This window comes from Salinicola peritrichatus, assembly GCF_003206715.1.
GTDB lineage: Bacteria > Pseudomonadota > Gammaproteobacteria > Pseudomonadales > Halomonadaceae > Salinicola > Salinicola peritrichatus.
Genome location: NZ_PZJU01000050.1, coordinates 26021 through 46423, shown reverse-complemented (window position 1 = coordinate 46423; position 20403 = coordinate 26021). Strand labels below are relative to the sequence as shown.

Annotated in this window: 18 protein-coding genes and 2 tRNA genes; 10 read left to right on the top strand and 10 right to left on the bottom strand. The window is 63.7% G+C overall.

The window, feature by feature from the left end; all coding sequences use genetic code 11:
- The first annotated feature begins 169 nt into the window (after positions 1-169).
- Positions 170-1642, top strand: a complete 1473-nt coding sequence (locus DOM57_RS17365; protein WP_110650443.1) for an aldehyde dehydrogenase family protein — start codon at positions 170-172, stop codon at positions 1640-1642.
- Positions 1643-1927: 285 nt separating this feature from the next.
- Here DOM57_RS17365 and DOM57_RS17355 read toward each other — a convergent pair whose 3' ends face one another.
- From DOM57_RS17355 to DOM57_RS17330, 6 genes are all read right to left on the bottom strand, one after another.
- Complete coding sequence (locus DOM57_RS17355) at positions 1928-3430, bottom strand: sodium:solute symporter family protein (RefSeq protein ID WP_110650442.1); 1503 nt, start codon at positions 3428-3430, stop codon at positions 1928-1930.
- Positions 3431-3432: 2 nt separating this feature from the next.
- Positions 3433-3669, bottom strand: coding sequence for a hypothetical protein (locus DOM57_RS17350; RefSeq protein WP_110650441.1), 237 nt, complete (start codon positions 3667-3669; stop codon positions 3433-3435).
- Between the two features lie 221 nt (positions 3670-3890).
- Complete coding sequence (shiA, locus tag DOM57_RS17345) at positions 3891-5192, bottom strand: shikimate transporter (RefSeq protein ID WP_110650440.1); 1302 nt, start codon at positions 5190-5192, stop codon at positions 3891-3893.
- Between the two features lie 183 nt (positions 5193-5375).
- Entirely contained in the window at positions 5376-6416 is a 1041-nt protein-coding gene (locus DOM57_RS17340) for an ABC transporter substrate-binding protein (protein ID WP_087720166.1), read from the bottom strand.
- Positions 6413-7822 (bottom strand): sensor histidine kinase, encoded by a 1410-nt coding sequence (locus DOM57_RS17335; protein WP_087720167.1) that lies wholly within the window; start codon positions 7820-7822, stop codon positions 6413-6415. The genes DOM57_RS17340 and DOM57_RS17335 overlap by 4 nt, the downstream gene beginning before the upstream one ends.
- Positions 7819-8520 carry a response regulator gene (locus DOM57_RS17330; protein ID WP_087720168.1) on the bottom strand — a complete coding sequence of 234 codons (702 nt, stop codon included), beginning with the start codon at positions 8518-8520 and terminating at the stop codon, positions 7819-7821. The genes DOM57_RS17335 and DOM57_RS17330 overlap by 4 nt, the downstream gene beginning before the upstream one ends.
- A gap of 205 nt (positions 8521-8725) precedes the next feature.
- Between DOM57_RS17330 and DOM57_RS17325 the strand changes: the two genes are divergently transcribed.
- The 5 genes from DOM57_RS17325 (at position 8726) to DOM57_RS17305 (ending at position 12857) form a co-directional block, all read left to right on the top strand.
- On the top strand, positions 8726-9715 hold the full coding sequence (locus DOM57_RS17325; RefSeq protein ID WP_110650439.1) for a Bug family tripartite tricarboxylate transporter substrate binding protein: 990 nt from the start codon (positions 8726-8728) through the stop codon (positions 9713-9715).
- Complete coding sequence (locus tag DOM57_RS17320; protein WP_110650438.1) at positions 9712-10170, top strand: tripartite tricarboxylate transporter TctB family protein; 459 nt, start codon at positions 9712-9714, stop codon at positions 10168-10170. Before DOM57_RS17325 ends, DOM57_RS17320 begins: the two co-directional genes overlap by 4 nt.
- Positions 10171-11682: a tripartite tricarboxylate transporter permease gene (locus DOM57_RS17315; protein ID WP_110650437.1), complete on the top strand. Its 1512-nt coding sequence runs from the start codon at positions 10171-10173 to the stop codon at positions 11680-11682. It abuts the gene before it with no gap.
- A gap of 207 nt (positions 11683-11889) precedes the next feature.
- Complete coding sequence (locus DOM57_RS17310) at positions 11890-12621, top strand: transporter substrate-binding domain-containing protein (RefSeq protein ID WP_110650436.1); 732 nt, start codon at positions 11890-11892, stop codon at positions 12619-12621.
- A 146-nt stretch (positions 12622-12767) separates the two neighbouring features.
- Positions 12768-12857, top strand: a tRNA-Ser gene (locus DOM57_RS17305).
- Positions 12858-12922: 65 nt separating this feature from the next.
- Here DOM57_RS17305 and DOM57_RS17300 read toward each other — a convergent pair.
- From DOM57_RS17300 to DOM57_RS17290, 3 genes are all read right to left on the bottom strand, one after another.
- The gene (locus DOM57_RS17300) at positions 12923-13843 is read right to left on the bottom strand and encodes a DMT family transporter (protein WP_239496299.1); all 921 of its coding nucleotides are present in this window, start codon (positions 13841-13843) and stop codon (positions 12923-12925) included.
- Between the two features lie 30 nt (positions 13844-13873).
- The gene (locus DOM57_RS17295) at positions 13874-15052 is read right to left on the bottom strand and encodes a phosphoglycerate kinase (RefSeq protein WP_110650435.1); all 1179 of its coding nucleotides are present in this window, start codon (positions 15050-15052) and stop codon (positions 13874-13876) included.
- Between the two features lie 144 nt (positions 15053-15196).
- Complete coding sequence (locus DOM57_RS17290) at positions 15197-16252, bottom strand: type I glyceraldehyde-3-phosphate dehydrogenase (protein ID WP_110650434.1); 1056 nt, start codon at positions 16250-16252, stop codon at positions 15197-15199.
- 254 nt (positions 16253-16506) lie between these two features.
- On the opposite strand from DOM57_RS17290, the gene DOM57_RS22440 reads away from it, so the two are divergent.
- From DOM57_RS22440 to DOM57_RS17270, 4 genes are all read left to right on the top strand, one after another.
- Entirely contained in the window at positions 16507-16914 is a 408-nt protein-coding gene (locus DOM57_RS22440) for a SelB domain-containing protein (RefSeq protein ID WP_239496298.1), read from the top strand.
- Positions 16915-16930: 16 nt separating this feature from the next.
- A tRNA-Sec gene (locus DOM57_RS21855) sits at positions 16931-17025 on the top strand.
- Between the two features lie 49 nt (positions 17026-17074).
- Positions 17075-17893, top strand: coding sequence for a BglII/BstYI family type II restriction endonuclease (locus DOM57_RS17275; protein ID WP_110650433.1), 819 nt, complete (start codon positions 17075-17077; stop codon positions 17891-17893).
- Complete coding sequence (locus tag DOM57_RS17270) at positions 17890-18561, top strand: MT-A70 family methyltransferase (RefSeq protein ID WP_110650432.1); 672 nt, start codon at positions 17890-17892, stop codon at positions 18559-18561. Before DOM57_RS17275 ends, DOM57_RS17270 begins: the two co-directional genes overlap by 4 nt.
- A 123-nt stretch (positions 18562-18684) precedes the next feature.
- On the opposite strand, the gene DOM57_RS17265 is transcribed toward DOM57_RS17270, so the two are convergent.
- Positions 18685-20391, bottom strand: coding sequence for a nitrilase-related carbon-nitrogen hydrolase (locus tag DOM57_RS17265; protein WP_110650431.1), 1707 nt, complete (start codon positions 20389-20391; stop codon positions 18685-18687).
- Between the last annotated feature and the right edge of the window lie 12 nt (positions 20392-20403).

Genomic DNA, 20403 nt, shown 5'->3' with positions numbered 1-20403 from the left:
GCTATCAGTTATCGGCGAGCCCTGCGAACCCTAGGCCATGGGGTTGCCGCGGGGTATCAAGTTGATTGATCATTACTATTAGTCTGCGTATTAATTGTCCGGCTAGGCTCGCATGACCACGACGCGGCCCGACGAGGCGCGTCTTCGCATGACGATGAGGGTGAGATACATGACACAAGCACCGCTGTTTGCCGATCAGGATGCCCAGCCGATCGCGGGACGCTGGCGCCAGGGAAGTGCCGAGCGCCGCCTGAGCGTGACCAATCCATATTCCGGGGAAACGCTGCTCGATCTGGCGATGGCCGACCGGCATGACCTGGACGATGCCTACCGACATGCGCAGGCGGCCCAGGCCGAATGGGCGGCACTGGGACCGAATGCGCGTGGCGATGTCATGCGGCGCGCGGTGGCGATCTTCGACGAGCGCCGTGACGAGATCATCGACTGGATCATTCGCGAGTCGGGCAGTACGCGGATCAAGGCGCAGATCGAGTGGAACGCGGCACGGGCGATAACCCAGGAAGCGGCCAGCATGCCGACCCGGGCCCACGGACGCATCCTGCCGTCTGACATTCCCGGCAAGGAAAGTCGTGTCTATCGGTCACCGCTGGGCGTGGTGGGCGTGATCAGCCCGTGGAACTTCCCGCTCAACCTGAGCGCTCGCTCGGTGTCGCCGGCACTGTCGCTGGGCAACGCGGTGGTCGTCAAGCCTGCCAGCGACACACCGGTGACCGGCGGGCTGCTGCTGGCACGCATCTTCGAAGAGGCGGGGCTGCCGCCGGGCGTATTGAGCGTCGTCGTCGGTGCCGGTTCCGAGATCGGCGATGCCTTCGTCGAGCACCCCGTGCCTTCGTTGATCACCTTCACCGGCTCCACCCCCGTGGGGCTGAATATCGGTCGCCTGGCGAGCGGCGGCAAGCATCTCAAGCACGTCGCCCTGGAACTCGGCGGCAACAGTCCCTTTGTGGTGCTGGCGGATGCCGATGTCGAGCAGGCGGTCGATGCGGCGGTGGCCGGCAAGTTCCTCCATCAGGGCCAGATCTGCATGGCGATCAATCGCATCATCGTCGAAGAGCCGCTGCGTGAAGCCTTCACCGCCCGCTTTGTCGAACGCGTCAAGGCATTGCGTCTGGGGGACCCTGCCGATCCCGAGACCGCCGTGGGGCCGATCATCAACGCCAGGCAGCTTGAGGGACTCCAGACCAAGATCGCCAAGGCGCATGCCGAGGGCGCCACGTTGCTGACCGGGGGTGATCCCGAGGGCAATGTCTTGCCGCCGCACGTGTTCGGCGATGTCACGGCAGACATGGAACTGGCCGACGAGGAGATTTTCGGGCCGCTGGTGGGCATTCAATCCGCACGCGACGAAGCGCATGCGCTGGAGCTGGCCAACCGCACCGAGTTCGGTCTGTCGAGCGCGGTCTTCACGAGCAACTTGGAACGTGGCGTGCGCTTCGCGCAGGGCATCAAGGCGGGCATGACCCATGTCAACGACATCCCCGTCAACGACGAGCCGCATGCGCCGTTCGGCGGTGAAAAGAACTCCGGCCTGGGCCGCTTCAACGGCGACTGGGCGATCGATGAGTTCACCACGGAGCATTGGATCACGCTGCAGCATGAACCGCGTCAGTATCCGTTCTAACCCGTAGGCGGGAACGATACCCCGGGCCTTGGTATGGTCCGGGGGCATTCACCGCAACATCGTGAGGATCTTTCCATGCAAATCAAAGCGGCTGTGACGCGAGACAAGGACGCCTTTCTTGGTGGAGACTCTGACATTGACCGAGCCGGGGGCCATGTCGTTCTGTCTTTTGCCCATTGGGCTGCGGCGTTCAGACCGGGAGCGGCTCGGTCCCCAATCGTCTCAAGCCGGCGTTCGGCAGCAGCCTGATGGTCTACGGCTGCGGCGCGGTGGGGGTGAGCGCCGTCATGGACGCTGCCAGCCGATGACCTCGATCGCGCGCTGGCGGTGCGCTTCGGTCACCTGACTCATCAAGCTGCCGCCGACGCACAGCACCAGGTTGAGTAACAGCCCCCACAGACCGCTGTAGACCCCCAGCGGGCGATAGCCGGCGAAGGTGAAGGCGGCGGCGAGAACGGTGCCGGCGAGCATGCCGACAAAGACGGCTTGGGTATTGAGCCGGCTCCAGTAGAGGCCGAGGATCAGCGCCGGTGCGGTCTGGATCAACACTTCGAACTTGAGCACGAAGATCTGATAGAGCGTCCCCGGCGGATACCAGGCGATCAGCACCAGCACGACGACCGCAGCGACCCCCACCAGTTTGCCCACCAGAATCTTGCGCGATTCATCGGCATCCGGTGCGATGTAACGTCCGTAGAGGTCGTTGGAAACGATCGATGAAAACGTCAGCAACACCGAGTCGGCGGTCGAGACGATCGCCGCGATCACGCCGCCGAACAGCAGCACCATCGTCCAATAGAAAAAGGCATTCTGGTTGGCGAGCGCATTGGCCATCATGCCCACCAGCTGTTCGGATTCCGCCGTGGGCAGGTCGGGAAAGGCGGAGATGCCAATGATACCCACCATGAAGACGACGCCAGCGGTCAGGAACGGCATGTAGGCCATGCGGATGAAAGAGCGCTTGAGCGTACGTTCGCTGCGCGCCGCGAAAATCCGCTGGAAAGCGTGGGGATAGATCGCCGCGCCGATGCCGACCAGCACCAGCAGGCAGAACCAGGTGGTGAGGCTGCCGCCGGTTGGCGCCCCCAGCTTTTCCGGTGCCTCGGCGATCATCGTCTCGGCTGCGGTGGGGAGCCCGCCCAGGTAGATCAGCGAGCCGATCAGCAGCGTGAACACGCCGAACAGCAGTGCCAGCCCCTGGATGGTGTCGGTATAGGCCACCGAGCGCATTCCGCCCAGCCAGCTGTAGGCGACCATGATCACGATGAAGAACACCACGCCGACCTGATAGGGAATCGTGCCGCCAGTGAGACCGGAGACGCCCTGACCGATGGCGACGAACTGCTCGAGGAGATAGTTGCCCAGGCCATAAAGCATCAGGATCGCGGCCAGAACCGTGACCTTTTTCGAGCGGAATCGAAGGTCGATCCAGTCCACCGGCGTCAGCAGATTGAAGCGTCGACCCAGCGCATAGAGCCTGGGCGCGAACAGCAGATAGACCATGATGATCATGATGAAGAACGGCACCGACACCAGGTATTGGTAACCGAGACGATAGGCCGTGGGCGGATAGCCAACCACGGTATTGCCGCTGTATTGGGTGGCGAAAAAGGTGAAGAAAAGCACCATCACCCCGAGGCCACGCCCGCCGAGATAGTACTCGTCTAAGCTCTCGCGAACGCCTCGATTGCGCAGGAAGGCGTAGACGCCCACGGCCAGCATCAGACCGCCGTAGAGCATCAGCACCAGAATGCCGGACCACCCGCTGAAGGCCAGTTCCACTTCCATCGTCACAGCTCCTCGTCTTCGTCGGCACCGGTTTCCCACTGCGTCATCACCACCCAGGTGATGAAGATCGACAATGCGAGCGAGGCGATCAGGATGATCAGCGCCCAGTAGGGAACGCCGAAGAACAGTGGCGACCAGGAGCCATCGGGAAAATACCAGGGGTTGATCAGAGCAAAGAGAATGATGAAGCCGATCCAGACCAGCGGCTTCTTGACCGGTTCACTGATTCTTTTCTTCATGAAAACACCTCGATGACGTGCGCGGTGGCGATGCGAATTCAGGCAAGAGACGGCCAGAATACGCCAGCGGCGGCAAGCGAGGGGACTATAGCCATCCGTGGCGACGGATGGCCATTATCGTTTGGGAAAGCGGGGCTTCGTCTACGGCGAAGATCTGCGACATTGGTCGCAGATTTCTTGGGAGAAAAGGGGCTGAGCACTAGCTGGCGGTTACTGCGCCGTTACCGCTTCCGCAGCATCCAGGCGGCACCCAGGGCAGAGAGCAGGCAGCCGGCGGCCAGATAGACGGCAACCGGTATCCAGCTGCCGTCGTAGAGGTCGACCAGGGCGGCGGCGATGAACGGGGTGAAGCCGCCGCCGATCACGCTGGCGACCTGATAGCCGACCCCGGCGCCGCTGTAACGATAGGCGGCGCCGAACAGCTCGGCGAAGATCGGCTGCTGCACGCTGACCACCATGTCGTGGGCGAGATTGGCCAGTGCCACGGCGAAGATCACGATCCACAGGATCGAACCCGCCTGCAGAGCCATGAAGAACGGGAAGGCGGCCAGCACGCCGACGATGGCTCCGGTGATGTAGACACGCCGACGTCCCAGCGTGTCGGCCAGGAACGCGAACAACGGGATGGTGACGCAGCTGATCGCGCCGACCAGCAGACCGATATGCAGAAACAGGTCCCGCGATAGATCGAGATAGCCGGTGGAGTAGCTCAGCGCGAAGGTGGTCACGATATACATCGTGAACAGCTCGGCCAGGCGCATGGCGATGATCGTCACGAAGGCGCCGGGGTGGCGTTTGAGCGCTTCGAGGATCGGCGGTCTGGCAGGCTTCTGGTCGTTTCGCTCGACCGCTTCGACGAATTCCGGCGACTCTTCGAGGCTCGAGCGGATCTTCAGCGCAACCAGTACCAGCACCACGCTGAACAGAAACGGCAGGCGCCAGCCCCAGGCCGTGAAATCGGCGTCGCTCAATCCGTAGCTGAGCAGCGAGACGCTACCGGTGGCCAGGATCAGGCCCACGCCGTAGCCCACCTGCACGCCGCTGGAGTAGAACGCGCGACGGCCAGGCGGTGCGCTCTCCACCGCCATCAGCGCCGCACCGCCCCATTCGCCGCCCACCGCGAAACCCTGGATCGCACGCAGCGTAACCAGCAGAATCGGTGCCCAGACGCCGATCTGGGCGTAGGTCGGCAGCAGCCCGATCAGTGCCGTCGCGCCACCCATGAGGATCACGGTCAGGATCAGCATGCGCTTGCGTCCTAGGCGATCGCCGAAGTGGCCAAAGACCAGGCCGCCCAGCGGGCGAAACAGGAAGCCGACGCCAAAGGTGGCCAGCGCGGCCAGCGTGCCGGCGGCGGGGCTGACGTTGGGGAAGAACTGCGAATTGAAGACCAGCGCGGCGACGATGCCGTAGAGCAGAAAATCATACCAGTCGACGACGGCACCGACGAAGCTGCCGATAGCGGCGCGTTTGGCCTGGTTTGTCGACTGGGCGGGGGCGGTGGTCGCTGCGGTTACGCTCATCCGGAACTCTCGGTCATCGGTGTCTTGGCATCGAGGCGCCTGCTTCGGGCACTGCATCGATGTAGCGGCGCCGTATCTTACGGCATTGCGACGACAGGCACAGGGGCAATTCTGGAGCCGTCGCCATATCGGCAGGATGCATTCCGGCATCGCTTACGCCGGCATCGCCCATTCCGACATCCCTCATTCTGAAAGGATCTGGATCTCGCGGTCCCAGCGGCGCAGGAACGCATCGCGACGCAGCGGGTCGACGAACGCCAGCAGTGTGGCATTGATCGGAATCGGGTAGAGATGATCGCCGACCTGATCGCGTAGCCGCTGGGCCGTGTAAGGGCCGATGACGTCGTCGCGCACGCTGAACAGCGGCGTCTGGCCGGCCAGGATGTGCTGGCCGCGCCGGCTCAGCAGGAAGCGGACGAAGCGTCTGGCGGCAGCCGGGTGTGGTGCATCGCGATGGACGAATGCCATCCGCATCAGCACCAGCGAGTAGTCGTTGGGGACCTGGACGATGATGTCGGGATGGGTCTGCGCCCAGAGCATCGCATAGGAACCCAGCAGATTGTAGCCGAGCCAGTAGCGGCCCTCGCTGAGCCCGGCCAGCATGCGCTGGGTGGTGGTTTCGAGATTGATGTTGGCCGCGCCCATGGCGGCGATCAGATCCCAGGCGCGGGGCGTATAGCGGGCATCCTGCTGGGACAGGGTGTAGCCGACGCCGCTTTCTCGAGGCGAGTAGCTCACCACGCGACCATCGAGCCAGTAACGATAATGGGTCAGCAGATCGAGCAGGTCGCGATGGGTTTCCGGTGGCGGCATGTGCGAGGCGAGCTCGAGGCGATAGGCCATCACCACCGGCTCGAAGGTGAAGCCGAACACTTCGTTGCGCCATTTCGCCCATGCCGGCCACTGGTCGACCTCCGGCGCGTCGAGGGGCTGGGCCATGCCTTCGTTGCTGAGCGCCAGTTGCCACGGCATGGCGGAACTGATGACCACGTCCGGCGGCGAGTCGCGATCCCGGGCGCGCTGGTCTACCTCTAGTGTCGAGCGATCGCGATAGTCGAGATCGATCTGCGGGTTCTCGGCAGCGAAGGCGTCGAGCACCGGATCGACGATCTGGCGGTCCAGCGCGGCTTCGATGATCAGCCTTTCGCCGGCTCGGGCGGTGCCAGTCCCGACAAGAATCAGCCACAGAGAAAAGCCGAGCATCACCTGCAGGCGTCGTTTCATGTCCTGTTCTCCTCGGGTGGCCGACAGCGGGTTAGCGTCAAGCTGACCTGGAGTCCTCGCGGCTGCCGGTTGGTGACCGATAGCTGGCCGCCGTGGCGCACGGCGATGGATTCGGCGATGGCGAGCCCCAGCCCGGAGCCGCGCGTATCCTGGCGCCGGCCGCGTTCGAACGGCTGGGTCAGGCGGCCGAGCGATTCGGCATCGACGCCGGGGCCGTCGTCCTCGATGGAGAGCGTGACCCGCTCGTCGTCGCCCTCGAGGGTCAGCGTGATTTCGCTGCCGGGCGGCGTGTAGCGACAGGCGTTGTCGATCAGGTTGTTGAGTAGTTCGTGCAGTGCCCAGCGTTCCCCTTCGACCCATACCGGCGTGGGCATGTCGATGACCAGGCCGAGATCGTGATCGCGGCTGTCCTGACGATCGGCCCAGTCGGTGGCGACCTCGCGCATCAGCCGATCCAGCGCCAGCGGCTGACGTTCGTGTCCCGGCCCCAGGTGCTGCAGCCGGGTCAGGCTCAACATCTGGCCGGCGAGACGGCTGGTGCGTCCGGCGCTGTCGTGAACGGTCTCGAGCGCCTGACGCCAGATGGCCGGCTCGCGGCTGGTCAGCGCCAGTTCGCTGGTGCTCTGCAGCCCGGCCAGCGGGGTCTTGAGCTGATGCGAGGCGTCGGCGATGAAACGCAGCAGCGCGTCGCGGTGATGACGCTGGTCGGCGAACAGCCGGTTGAGGGTCTCGACCAGTTCGAGCATCTCCTTCGGCACGCCGAGCCTGAGCGGGCTGATGTCGTCGGCGCTTCGGTCGCGTAGCGTCTGGCGAAGGCGACGCAGTGGCGCCAGCATGGTGCGCATGGCGATCGCCACCAGCGCGGCAGTGATCAGCACCATGGCGGCGAAGCGGGTGGCGCTCTTTCGGAACAGCTCCTGCGCCAGCAGGTCGCGGCCATGGCGTGTGTGTCCGACCCACAGCTGCACCGGCTCCTGGGTGTCCCAGCCGGCGGAATCCACTTCGCGGCCGCTGAGGCGAATCGGCTGGCCGTCGTAGACGGCGTCGAGATAGACCGGCTGTAGCCTGGCCTCTGCCTGCATCGCGTCGGTGATCGGCAGGTCGGCATTCTGGGTGATGATGCGACCGTTGTCCGCCTGCAGCCAGTAGAACACCCGCTCCTGCCAGCGGGTGGCGAGGATCTGCAGTGCCGAGGCGGGCATTTCCACGGTGGGGTTGCCCTCCGGCCATTGCAGCGATTCGGCGATGGTCAGGCTGGCAGCTTCCAGTTGACCGTCCATCGCTCGATCGGCGGCCTTGCGTGCGCTGGTGTAGGCCTCGATCAGTAAAAGCGTCCCCAGCCCGGCGACGATGGCGATGAGCCATAGCGCCAGGCGTCGCTTGAGCGATGTCTGCGGCGGTATCACTCGGGATCTTCCTGCGGTGCGCCAGGCTCATGTTTGTCCGCTGTCTCTTCCAGCCGATAGCCCAGACCGCGCAGCGTACGAATCGACAGGCCGGAGCCCGCCAGGCGCTTGCGCAGCCGGCTGTAGACATCGAGCGCGTTGGCGCCCACCGCCTCGAAGCCGAACAGCCGGTTCTCCAGCGCCTCGCGCTGCACGATTCGCCCGGCGTTGAGCATCAGCGCCTCCAGCAGGCTGAATTCCCGTCGTGGCAGATCCAGCGAGGTCTCGTTCAGCCAGGCACTGGCAGAGCGGGTGTCCAGTTTCAAACCGCCGAAGCGCACGCTGTTGTCGAGCCGCTGCTGACTACGCCGCAGCAGGGCGCGAACCCGCGCTTCCAGCTCGCTGATCGAGAACGGCTTGGCGAGATAGTCGTCGGCACCGAGATCCAGCCCGCGCACGCGATCCTCCAGCGCATCCCGCGCGGTCAGGATCATTACCGGCGTGGGGTCGGCGTGGGCGCGTAACCATTCGAGCACGCCGAGACCGCTGCCATCGGGCAAACCGAGATCGAGCAGGACCAGATCGAAGCGGCCCTGGCGTAGCGCCTGGATGGCGTCGTCGACGCGTGATAGCGCATCGACGGTGTAACCGTGGCGAGTCATCGCCTGGCTCAGCGAGCGTGACAGCAGCGGATCGTCTTCGATCACGAGCAGGTGCATGGCGGTTTCTCGAGATCATCTGCTAGCCATGTCTTGTACGACTAATGTCCTATGCGACTAATGTCCTATACGACAAAGGCTTAGATGACAGGTTGATGAAAGGTTAGCGCTCTAGCATCGCGCCGTCGGTAGGCAAAACCGGCCCGAGTCCGGTGCCCGCCACGAGATTTTGCGAGCATAACAACCCAGGTAGGAGACGCACAGCATGCCCAACTCTCGATTCCTCTCTCGCTGGCTGGTTGCCGCCGTGACCGGCGGCGCGCTGCTGGCCGGCGCCGTTCAGGCCCAGGCCAAGCCGCCCGAGTGTATCGCACCAGCCAAGCCGGGTGGCGGTTACGACCTGACCTGTCGTCTGGCAGCCAATGGCCTGCAGGACGCCAAGCTGATCGACGAGCCGATGATGGTCAGCTACATGCCGGGCGGTATCGGCGCCGTGGCTTATAACCATGTCACTGGCGTGCGCGACGACGATCCCAACCTGATCGTGGCCGCAAGCACCGGCGCTGCGCTCAACCTGGCGCTGGGCAAGTTCGGGCTCAAGCACAAGGTCGATGACGTTCGCTGGCTGGGTGCGCTGGGTGTCGACTACGGCGCGATCGTGGTCCGCAAGGATGCGCCGTGGAACAACCTCGACGAGCTGATGAAAGCGCTGAAGCAGGACCCGTCCGGCGTGGTGATCGGTGCCGGCGGCACGGTCGGCAGCCAGGACTGGATGAAAGCGGCGTTGATGGCCAAGGCCGCCGATGTCGATCCGCGCAAGCTGCGTTACGTCTCCTTCGAGGGCGGCGGCGAATCACTGGCGGCCCTGCTCGGCGAGCATATTCAAGTCTTCACCGGCGACTTGGCCGAGCTCAAGCCGCAGCTCGACAGCGGCGAGATCCGCATTCTGGCGGCGCTCTCCGAAGAGCGCATGGGCGGGCCCTACGCGGACATCCCCACTGCCAAGGAGCAGGGTTATGACGTCGAATGGCCGATCTGGCGCGGCTACTACATGGGGCCGAACGTCAGCGACGAAGCCTATCAGCAGTGGGCCGACCGTCTGCGCGAGCTGAACGACACCGAGAGCTTCAAGGAGCTGCGGGAAGGTCGCGGCCTGTTCCCGATGTCCAAGTTCGGTGACGACTTCCATCAGTATGTGAAGCAGCAGGTCGCCGACTTCCAGCAACTGTCCAAAGAAGTGGGCTTGACGAGATGAAACTCGCCGCCGACCGAATCCTGAGTTTGCTGTTGCTCGGTCTGGCGGCGTTCATCGCCGTCCAGGCCTGGCAGCTACAGGTGCCGTTCAGCTATGACCCGGTCGGGCCGAAAGCATTTCCGCTGCTGCTGTCGGGTCTTCTGGCGATTTTGGCGATCGTGCTTTTCATCCGTCCCGGCGCTAGCGGTCAATGGCCGACCGGCGCGCTGCTGCTGCGCCTCGTGTTCACTATGGCGGTGCTCGGCATCTATGCGGCGCTGTTCATCAATCTGGGTTACCTGGCGACGACCGCACTGGTCAGCATCGTCATCGCCTGGCTGTTCGGTGCCGCGCCGGTGAAAGCGGTCGTCGGTGGTCTGCTGCTGGCGGTGGGCAGCTATCTGCTATTCACCTACGGACTGGGGATTTCGCTGCCGACCGGCAGCTGGATCGAGTCGCTGCTGGGGAGCAACTGAATGTTCGATTTTCTGATCCAGGGCTTCGGTGTCGCCCTGACGCCGCTCAACCTGGGGCTGGCCTTCCTGGGCGCGCTGCTCGGCACGCTGTTCGGCGCCCTGCCGGGCATCGGGCCGATCAACGGCATCGCCATCCTGATGCCGCTGGCGTACACGCTGGGGCTGCCGGCGGAGTCCGCGCTGATTCTTCTGGCCGGCATCTACACGGGGTCCGAATACGGCGGCCGCATGTCGAGCATTCTGCTCAACGTGCCCGGTGACGCCGGCGCGGTCATGACCACGCTGGACGGCCACCCGCTGGCCAAGAAGGGCCTCGCCGGGCCGGCCCTGGGTCTGTCGGCGGTCAGTTCGTTCATCGGCGCCACCGTGGCGATCATCGGTTTGACCCTGTTCGCCCCGCTGCTGGCGATCGTTGCCGTCAAGTTTGGCCCCGCCGAATTCTTCGCGCTGATGATCTTCGCCTTCGCTTCCATGTCCGCGATGATGGGCAAGGATCCGGTCAAGACGCTGATCGGCGCCGTGCTGGGCGTGCTGATCTCGACGGTCGGCGTCGACTCCGGCACCGGCGTGCTGCGTTTCACCTTCGACATGCCCGAACTCTACGACGGCATCGACTTCGTGGTGATGATCATCGGCCTGTTCGCGGTCAGCGAGATCCTGCTGATGCTCGAGCACGCCTTCCGTCACGATCAGGAAGGCGAGATGGCGCCGATCGGTCGGGTCATGGTCAAGATGAGCGAAGTGCTGTACTGCAAGTGGGCGATCCTGCGCTCCAGCGTGATCGGCTTCGTCATCGGCGTGCTACCGGGTACCGGCGCCTCGGTCGCCAGCGCCGTGGCCTACACCACCGAAAAGCGCATCAGCGATCACGACAACAGCTTTGGCACCGGCAACATGCGTGGCCTGGCCGCGCCGGAAGCGGCCAACAACGCCTCTGCCGCCGGCTCTTTCGTTCCCATGCTGACGCTGGGTATCCCCGGCTCCGGCACCACGGCGATCCTGCTCGGCGCGCTGATGCTCTACAACATCAACCCCGGTCCGATGATGTTCCGCGAGCAGCCGGTAGTGGTGGGCGGTCTGATCGCGTCGCTCTACATCGGCAACGTCATGCTGCTGCTGCTGAACCTGCCGCTGGCCGGCGTGTTCGCCCGCGTGCTGCAGGTACCGCGCTGGCTGCTGGTGCCGAGCGTAGCGATTCTCGCCTTCGTCGGCGTCTATCAGCTGCATTCCGACCTGATGGCGATCTACCTGATGCTGATCATCGGCGTGTTCGGCTACCTGCTGCGCAAGTTCGGCTTCTCGTTGGCGCCGGTGGTGCTCGGCTTCGTGCTGGGCGGCTTGATGGAAGAGAACCTGCGCCGGGCGCTGTCGATCAGCGGCGGCGACGTCGGCATCCTGTTCCAGTCCGGCCTCTCCATCGGGCTGTGGATCGCCGCCGCGTTGGTGGTGCTGATACCGATGTTCGCCGGCAAGCTGAAGGCGAAGTTCCTGCCGGCGGCCAAGGCTTCCTGACGCGATATCGTTACCGGCTCGAAGATATCGCTTATGAATTCGACGGCCCCGCTCAGGCGGGGCCGTCGTCATTGGAATGGTCTTTACGAAAGATCGCGGTTCACAGGTATCGCTATTTTAAGGGCGCCGTCTTCGGCGAGTGTCTGTCGATCTCCGGCTATAGTGCGTGAAGATGCCTGGCGTGGTGCTGATCAAGGAGCGTGATTCATGAACGATGACAAATCAGCGGTAATCGAGGCGCTGGCGCCGGCAGGGCGACTGCGCGTCGCCATCAACTACGGCAATATCGTGCTTGCGCAGCGCGGCGAGGATGGCGAGCCGGCTGGTGTCTCGGCGGTACTGGCGCGGGCGCTGGCAGCCGAGCTTGGCGTGGAAGCCGAATTCGCCACCTTCGACGGTGCCGGAGACGTGTTCTCGGCGATCGACGACGATGCCTGGCGCATCGGCTTTCTCGCCCGTGATCCGGTGCGCGCCGAGAAGATCCAGTTCACTGCGCCCTACGTGGTCATCGAAGGCACCTATCTGGTGCCGAAAACCTCGCCGTTTCGCGATGTCGACGAGCTGGATCGCAGCGATGTTCGCATCGCGGTGGGCAAGGGCGCGGCCTATGACCTTTACCTGACCCGCGCGCTGCAGCAGGCAAGCCTGGTGCGCGCTGCCACGTCGGCGGCGGCCATCGAGCTGTTCGTCGAGCGGCAACTGGAGGCGGCTGCCGGCGTTCGTCAGCCGCTCGCGGCCTATGCCGGATCGAACCCTGGCTATCGTGTCCTGCCCGGTCGCTTCACGGCGATCGAGCAGTGCATGGCGATACCCAAGGCGCAGGCATCGGACGCGGTCACGCGTTATGTCGAGGACTTTCTTGCCCGCATGAAGCGGGAGGGCCTGGTGAAGCGTGCGCTGTCGGAAAGCGGCCAGGACGAGACGCAGGCGGCGGAGTGAGCCGGCAGGCGCTGGAAAGCGGGAATATTTAGATCGCGACGTTAACGTTTCGATTCTTTTCTGTTATTTTTTCCGCCGCGGGAGGATCGTGAGCCGGTATCGACGCCATAAGCGTGGGTCACTAGGCTCGGCGCGAGTCTCGCCAAGGAGAGGTGGCAGAGTGGTCGAATGCACCGCACTCGAAATGCGGCATACCTTCGCGGGTATCGAGGGTTCAAATCCCTCCCTCTCCGCCACGAATGATGAAAGCCGGCTCATGGAGTCGGCTTTTTCGTTTCTGGACTCCTCGCAGCATCGGCGTTCAGGCGCCTGCTCTCGCCGGCATCACTTCCAGAATCGCGGCGGTGATCACCAGCGCTGCGCCCAGCCCTTGTAGCCAGGCCAGCGACTCGTTGGCGAACAGCGCCGCCGAGAAGACGCCGACGAGCACTTCGCTCATCATCAGGATGCCCAGCCGGGCGGGGGGCAGATGGCCGGCTGCCCAGACGACGAGGGCCAGCGATGCCGACCACCACAGAATCGCCGCGGCGAGGATCCAGCCTGCTACGCGCCATCCGGTTTCCATCGACGGCAAGCCGGGCCAGGGAGAGAGAAAGGGGGCCAGCAGCACGGCGGTGACCAGGGCGCCGATCGCGAACAGGAAGCTGCCTTCTCCGGGGCCGAGGGTGTTGTGGGAGCGCATGCCGCTGGAAGCGACTGCCCACATCAATCCCGAGGCCAGCCCCAGCCAGTCACCGATGCCGTGCGGCAGCGGGGAGCCGTTGGCGCCGAGCACCAGTCCCAAACCGACCAGCCCCACGAGGATGACGGCTACGCGTCGCCCAGTGAGCGGCCAGCGCCACCATAGCCGTTCGATCAGGGTGCTCCAGACCGGGGTCAGGTAGAACAGCAGAATGACCACGGCGACCTGGCCATGAACCAGGCCGATGGAGTAGAGCATGAACGCCGCCCCGCCCAACGTGACCGAGGCAAGCCCCAGTGCGGACGAACGGGCAAGCCGACGACGCTGGACCAGCGCCCAGGGGGAGAGCACCACGCATGCCGTGGCGGCGATGATCAGCGATCCCCAGACGCCGCCGAGCTGGAGCGCCTCGATGCGGCGAACGGGATACCAGTAGACCCCCCAGAGCGCGCCGGCCAGCAGAATGCCCAGCGCTGCCAGCCGTGCCGGAGAGACACGGCTGGCGAGGTCGAGAGGGAATGGCGTCGCCTTCCTTGGCACGCTGACTCCTTGTCTGAAGCGAATCGGGAATCAGCTCGAGGCCTTTTCCTGCGCGGCTTTCTCCAGCGCGGCCACGGCGGGCAGGGTCTTGCCTTCGACGTACTCCAGGAAGGCGCCGCCGCCGGTGGAGATGTAGGAAACCTGATCGGCGATGCCGTACTTGTCGATCGCGGCCAGGGTGTCGCCGCCGCCGGCGATGGAGAATCCCGGGCTTGCGGCGATCGCCTTCGACAGCACTTCGGTGCCCTTGCCGAACTGATCGATCTCGAACACGCCAACCGGGCCGTTCCAGAGGATGGTGCCGGCGTTTTCCAGCAGGCTGGCGAGATGCCTGGCGGTCTCCGGACCGATATCCAGGATCATCTCGTCATCGCTGACCTGATCGACCGGCTTGACCGTCGCCTCCGCGGATTCCGAGAACTCGGTAGCCACGACGACGTCGGTAGGCAGCGGAATCTCGACCTTGGCCATCAGCTCCTTGGCCTTGTCGACCAAGTCGGCTTCATAGAGCGATTTGCCCACGCCGTAACCGGCCGCGGCGATGAAGGTGTTGGCAATGCCGCCACCAACGATCAACTGATCGCATTTCTCCGACAGCGAATAGAGCACATCGAGTTTGGTCGACACCTTGGAGCCACCGACGATGGCGGCCATCGGGCGTTTGGGTGCGCTGAGCGCCTTTTCCAGGGCGTCGAGCTCGTTGGCCAGTAGCGGGCCGGCGCAGGATTGCGGCGCGAACCGGATCACGCCATGGGTGGAGGCCTGGGCGCGGTGGGCGGTACCGAAGGCGTCCATCACGTAGACATCGCAAAGCGCGGCATACGCCTTGGCAAGCGCTTCGTCGTCCTTCTTCTCGCCCGGGTTGTAGCGCACGTTCTCGAGCAGCACGACTTCACCGGCGGCGATCTCGACGTTGCCGTCGAGGTAGTCCTTTTCCAGCCGTACCGGTTTGCCGAGCAGGTCGGCGAGATGCTCGGCCACCGGCGCCAGCGAAAATTCGTCGGACGGCTCGCCTTCGGTGGGCCGCCCCAGGTGGCTCATCAGCATGACGCTGGCGCCGGCGTCGAGTGCGGCCTGAATGGTCGGCAGGCTGGCGCGGATGCGTGCATCGCTGGTGACCTTGCCGTCCTTGACGGGCACGTTGAGGTCTTCGCGGATCAGTACGCGTTTGCCGGAGAGATCCAGGTCGGTCATCTTGAGTACGGTCATGAGATCCTTTCCTTAGAGGGTATTTAATAAAGGGCTGCACTCGCCGATACGGCGTTGAAACCCTCTTCAACATGCTCATTTACTGCTCGTAAACTCCGCTGTTTCATCCGGTTTCGCCTTGTCTCGTCTTCGTTCACCTGTTTCTTAAATATCCTCTCCTGAGGAGGTGACGGGTTCGGCAATGGAAGATGGCAGTTCGAGCCAGTGGCGGGCGACGTCGAGCATCCGGTTGGCGAAGCCCCACTCGTTGTCGAACCAGCACAATAGCTTGAGCAGGCGGCCGCCGGCCACGCGGGTCTGGGTGGCATCCACGATACCCGAGCGCGGATCGTGGTTGAAGTCGACCGAGGCCATCGGTTCGTAGGTCATGCCGAGCAGCCCCGGGTAGCGTTCGCGACTCGCGGCGGCCAGACAGGCGTTGACGGCAGCGGCGTCGGTCTCGCGCTCGAGCGAGATCGCCATGTCCATGGCCGAGACGTTGATGGTCGGCACGCGGACGTGAAGACATTCGAAACGATCCGCCAGATGCGGCATCAACCGGCCGATGCCGCGTGCCAGGCCGGAGTCCACGGGGATGATCGACTGCATCGCCGACCGTGTCAGGCGCAGGTCGCTGTTGTGGTAGGCGTCGATCACCGGCTGGTCGTTCATCGCCGAATGGATGGTGGTGGTGACGCCGTGGGAGACGCCGAAGCTGGCTTCCAGCACGTCGAGGATCGGTATCAGACAGTTGGTGGTACACGAGGCCGCCGAGACGATGCGCATGTCGCGGGCGATTGCTGCGTGATTGACGCCATAGACGACCGTGGTGTCGACGTCGGTCTCCGCCGGTTGGGAGAACAGCAGCCGCGCTGCGCCGGCCTGGAGATGGCGCTCGGCCGTGGCGCGATCCTTGAAGCTGCCGGAGCACTCCAGCAGCAGATCGATCCCGAGTTCGCCCCACGGCAGCGCTTCCGGTTCGGCAGCGTTGAGCACCCGAATGGTGCGGCCGTTGATGACCAGGCAGCCATCCCGTGCTTCTACCTGACCGGGAAAGCGTCCATGAGTGGTGTCGTAGCGAGTCAGGTAGGCGATCGTCTCGAGGTCGGAAAGCTCATTGATGGCAACGATTTCCAGCGGCAGGTCGGGGCGTTCGATCAGCGCGCGCAGCACGCTCTGGCCGATGCGGCCGTAGCCGTTGATGGCGACGCGGTAGGTCATGCCATTGCCCGTTCGAGAGCCGGTGAAGGAGAAGCATGGTAGCGCATTCGCGTTGCGCTCGCAGATTCGATAGCGGGGTGGTGGTTGCGGTGACCGTCGTGCCACTGGACGAATCGAGCCAGGCACCATAACTTGAGGCGACGCTTCACAATGAAACGGAATGTCTTTTTATGCCTCTGCCCCTGTGATCCCGCCAGCGCTCGTCCCGTGAAGCGTAGTCTCCCTTCCCTGGAGTTCCGGCTCTCGGCCGGTGAATGTCTGATCGGTGGCGTAGTAGCGGCTGCGTCCTGGCCAGTTCGATGCCGCTGAGCCTATGGGGCGGTCTCGATCCCGCCAGTGGCCGCGTGATCGATCGTCATCATCCGCTGTTCGGAGAATTTGTCGGCGACCGGGTATTATCATTCCCCATGGCCGCGGCTCGGGCGCCTGCACCAGGTTCGCAAGGATCATTCTACCTCGACGACGCCGTGCGCGAGATGGCCGCCATCGCCTGGGCGCTAGAGAAGGAACGGGGGGCGGTACGTGCCACCGCGTTTCGCGACCGCATCGGCACTGGGTGCAAACTTGCCATTCAAATCCTTGAATTCTTTGATAGAGTGGGGTTCACGCGGCGCATCGGCGATGAGCGCTGGATTCGCCGTGCCGACTTCTGGGACGCCTGATCCCGGCCCGTTTCAAGGAAGAGCATCGACCCCCGGTGGGGCGGCTAGACTTCAAATCAGGCAGGGGCTGCCACGGTCCCTGGTGGATTCGACTCCCACGCTCTTCCGCCATTTCCGGTAAGATGATGATCAACCATCACAGCCGGGCCTGATAACCAGCATGTCACAGCCTCAAGACCCCGAAACGCGTGCCATGGCGGAGCGAGCGGATGACGTCGATCTCCAGCCGGGCATCAATGCCGATGCCTACGAGGACATCGAGACGCATCTTGATCCACGTATTCTCGAACTCTATGATGTATATTCATACAGGCACGCTGCCGCCATCCTGGCAACGTCGTTCCCGGAACAATTGAGGGAGTTGCAGGAAGCCCTCCTGAATTTTTCCATAACGCGGAGAGATATCGGAATGCCAGGTGGCAATGAGTCGGGTATCCCCAAGCTAATTTCTCGCCGGCTGCGTCCAACGGGATGGAACGAAGCCAGAATTCAGGGCGATCTAGTCGTCAGGATGCAGGAGCATTCCGAGGATTTTCTGGATGATGGTTCGGTCAGAAAGCATAAGCATCCGGAGAAAGAAGCCATCAAACTGGAAAGCTTCATTGATGGCCACAAAATCGACTATGTAAAGGGCAAGGTCGCGTTCGACTTGGAATGGAACTCCAAGGACCAGACCTTCGACCGTGATCTCTATGCCATGCGGATGTTCCATGAATGCGGGCTGATCAGTGTAGGGGTCATGCTCACGCGTAGTGAAAAGCTCAACCCTCTCTTTTCGCGGATACCTCGACTGAAGAAAGATGGGAGCGTGGAATACGACAAGGATGGCAATCCGGTACCTGTAAAAGACAAGTATGGTGCCAGCACCACCTGGATGGGAAAGCTGCTATATCGTTTGAACGCAGGCCGCCATGGTGGCTGCCCCGTGCTGGCATTCGGTATCACGCCACGTCTGATCACTGACTGGGAAAGCGAATGAAAATAGGCGTAACGGAGACAGGACGGCAGGTAGCCGAGGCCCTCCTCGCACAACATGGTGACAAGGGATTCCAGACCATTCTGGCCGACCCGCCTTGGCAGTTTCAGAATCGCACGGGCAAGGTCGCGCCGGAGCACAAGCGCCTGAATCGCTACGGTACCATGACGCTGGACGACATCATGGCCCTGCCTGTTGAAAGCCTCACCCGAGAGCCCGCACATTTATATTTATGGGTACCCAATGCACTATTGCCCGAAGGGCTGAAAGTCATGGAGGCTTGGGGCTTTTCTTATAAAAGCAATATTGTCTGGCACAAGATTCGTAAGGATGGCGGTTCGGACGGTCGTGGGGTGGGGTTCTATTTTCGTAATGTCACGGAGCTCGTGCTGTTCGGTGTGCGAGGCAAAAATGCGCGTACCCTTCAGCCCGGTCGCACACAAGTCAATTATCTGGCCACACGAAAGCGTGAACATAGCCGTAAACCGGATGAAGTCTATGAGATTATCGAGGCTTGCAGCCCCGGCCCCAGGCTGGAATTGTTTGCGCGCGGCAGCCGGGAGGGGTGGGCGACTTGGGGCGACCAAGCGGAACTCTATTATCCCGCTTGGCCGACGTATTCCAACCACTCCCAATCAGCTACACAGCCTTTGTTGTTTGGTGAGTCATAAGGCGCATCGGCGACGAACGCATCGTCCGCCGCGCCGATTTCTGGGAGAGTTGAGTGTCATCAGTTCTTCGTTGGCAGCCGCCCAACCTGTGATGATCACATGCGGGTGGGCGGCGGTGCGGCGTTACTCGGCCCTTCTGTTCAGCAAGCCAGCGTAGTGGTGCGGTAGTCGCATGGCGACGAGATCCTTGCGGCGCACGACGTTGGTTGGGTAGGGCGATGCCAGGTTGGCGGTGTCGATGTGTAACTGGGCGATACCGGTCTCGCCGATGAACAGTGCCTCCCGGCGCGGAAAGTGGAAGGTATCCGGCCCGAAGATGCCGCTTAATCCCGGCAGGCCGATACCGGGCGCGTGGAGATTGGCGAAGGCGAAGTAGACGTTGTTCTCGCCGCCGCGCACCCGGTAGTGGTGCCAGTGGTAATCGTCGGCGCCGGTGGGAACCGGCGCGGCCTGGGCGATGGCGGTGCCGGCGTGGGGACCGTGGAAAGGCCCCGCCACGGCGGCGGGACAGGCGATCAGGTCGCAACCACGCAGGGCGAGAATGCGCCCGGCTTCGGGAAAGTCGGCGTCATGGCCGATCAACAGGCCGATTCGGCCCAGCGGCAGATCATGGGTGACCCAGCGCTCCCCCGGCGTGGCCCAGTCGCGGTCGGCATCGCTCAGGTGAATCTTGCGGTAAATCGCCTCTACACCTTGGGGCCCTACCAGCGCAGCGGCATTGTAACCTTTGCCCTCAGCCGTTTCGGCGAAGCCTACCACGTAGTGCTGCCGGCGCTGCTCGGCGGCCTCGCGCAGCTGTTCGAAGGCGGAGTGACCATGGGAGATGGCGTTCTCGCCGCCCGCCGTCAAACCGGTCAGCGAAAGCTCGGGAAAGACCACCAGTTCGGCGTCCGCCGCCTGCTCCGCCAGCGCCAGGCATTGGGCGAGGTTGCCGTCGAGATCCTCCGAGGATACGAGTTGTGCCACGGCGACACGGCTCTCCTTGCCCTGGGGCAACGGCTGGTGGCCGTAGAGGCGATAGAAGTCGAGCGGATTCCAGGTGTGGGTGTGATGCAGCAGCTCACGGTAATGCTCGGGACGCCGTTCACGGGTGTTGGGGCCGGTGGTGCGAGCGGTGTCGATCTCGCCGGGTACCACACCATCGCCGCTGTCGCGGCTGGCCTGTATCCGCCCGTCCGGCTCGATGATGCAACTGCCGCCGCTGAACTGCACGCCGCGCTCCCGTCCCCAGCGGTTGCTCTCGATGAGATAGCAGCCGTTCTCCCTTGCGCGGCTGATCCAGTAGGGTGCCGGGGTCCGCTCCGCCAGCCAGTTGCTGATATGGCAGATCACCTCGGCGCCTTGCAGCGCCACCAGCCGGGCGGTTTCAAGGAAATGGATATCCATGCAGATCAGCAGTGCCAGGCGGCCGAGCGAAGTGTCGAACACCTGATGGCCGCTGTCGCCGGAAGCGGCCCACTTGGGCTCTGCGATATAGGGATGGCTCTTGCGGTGCTTGCCGACATACCCCTCGGGGCCCACCAGCACCGCCGTGTTGTAGTAGAGGCCGCTACGTGGCTCGACCTCGGCGAGGCCGAACACGATGTAGCCACCGAGTCTTGCCGCCAGGGCGGCGAAGTGCTCGGTGGCGGGCCCTGGCACCGGTTCCACGTAGGGCGCGACCTCCTCCCGGTCGTGCCAGCAGTAGCCGGTGAGGCCCATTTCCGGGGTGACGATCAGCCGCGCGCCGGCCTCGGCGGCTTCCTCCACCAGGCGGCTCAGGGCGGCGATGTTGCGCGCCTTGGCGCACATCTCCGGCTCGAACTGTAGTGCAGCGACCCGATACTTCATGCCAGCCTCCCC

Excerpts from the sequence above, each read along its gene's own strand:
- DOM57_RS17365 (WP_110650443.1), top strand. The coding sequence starts at position 170 with ATGACACAAGCACCGCTGTTTGCCGATCAGGATGCCCAGCCGATCGCG.
- DOM57_RS17355 (WP_110650442.1), bottom strand. The coding sequence starts at position 3,430 with ATGGAAGTGGAACTGGCCTTCAGCGGGTGGTCCGGCATTCTGGTGCTG.
- DOM57_RS17350 (WP_110650441.1), bottom strand. The coding sequence starts at position 3,669 with ATGAAGAAAAGAATCAGTGAACCGGTCAAGAAGCCGCTGGTCTGGATC.
- shiA (WP_110650440.1), bottom strand. The coding sequence starts at position 5,192 with ATGAGCGTAACCGCAGCGACCACCGCCCCCGCCCAGTCGACAAACCAG.
- DOM57_RS17340 (WP_087720166.1), bottom strand. The coding sequence starts at position 6,416 with ATGAAACGACGCCTGCAGGTGATGCTCGGCTTTTCTCTGTGGCTGATT.
- DOM57_RS17330 (WP_087720168.1), bottom strand. The coding sequence starts at position 8,520 with ATGCACCTGCTCGTGATCGAAGACGATCCGCTGCTGTCACGCTCGCTG.
- DOM57_RS17325 (WP_110650439.1), top strand. The coding sequence starts at position 8,726 with ATGCCCAACTCTCGATTCCTCTCTCGCTGGCTGGTTGCCGCCGTGACC.
- DOM57_RS17320 (WP_110650438.1), top strand. The coding sequence starts at position 9,712 with ATGAAACTCGCCGCCGACCGAATCCTGAGTTTGCTGTTGCTCGGTCTG.
- DOM57_RS17315 (WP_110650437.1), top strand. The coding sequence starts at position 10,171 with ATGTTCGATTTTCTGATCCAGGGCTTCGGTGTCGCCCTGACGCCGCTC.
- DOM57_RS17310 (WP_110650436.1), top strand. The coding sequence starts at position 11,890 with ATGAACGATGACAAATCAGCGGTAATCGAGGCGCTGGCGCCGGCAGGG.
- DOM57_RS17295 (WP_110650435.1), bottom strand. The coding sequence starts at position 15,052 with ATGACCGTACTCAAGATGACCGACCTGGATCTCTCCGGCAAACGCGTA.
- DOM57_RS17290 (WP_110650434.1), bottom strand. The coding sequence starts at position 16,252 with ATGACCTACCGCGTCGCCATCAACGGCTACGGCCGCATCGGCCAGAGC.
- DOM57_RS22440 (WP_239496298.1), top strand. The coding sequence starts at position 16,507 with ATGTCTGATCGGTGGCGTAGTAGCGGCTGCGTCCTGGCCAGTTCGATG.
- DOM57_RS17275 (WP_110650433.1), top strand. The coding sequence starts at position 17,075 with ATGTCACAGCCTCAAGACCCCGAAACGCGTGCCATGGCGGAGCGAGCG.
- DOM57_RS17270 (WP_110650432.1), top strand. The coding sequence starts at position 17,890 with ATGAAAATAGGCGTAACGGAGACAGGACGGCAGGTAGCCGAGGCCCTC.
- DOM57_RS17265 (WP_110650431.1), bottom strand. The coding sequence starts at position 20,391 with ATGAAGTATCGGGTCGCTGCACTACAGTTCGAGCCGGAGATGTGCGCC.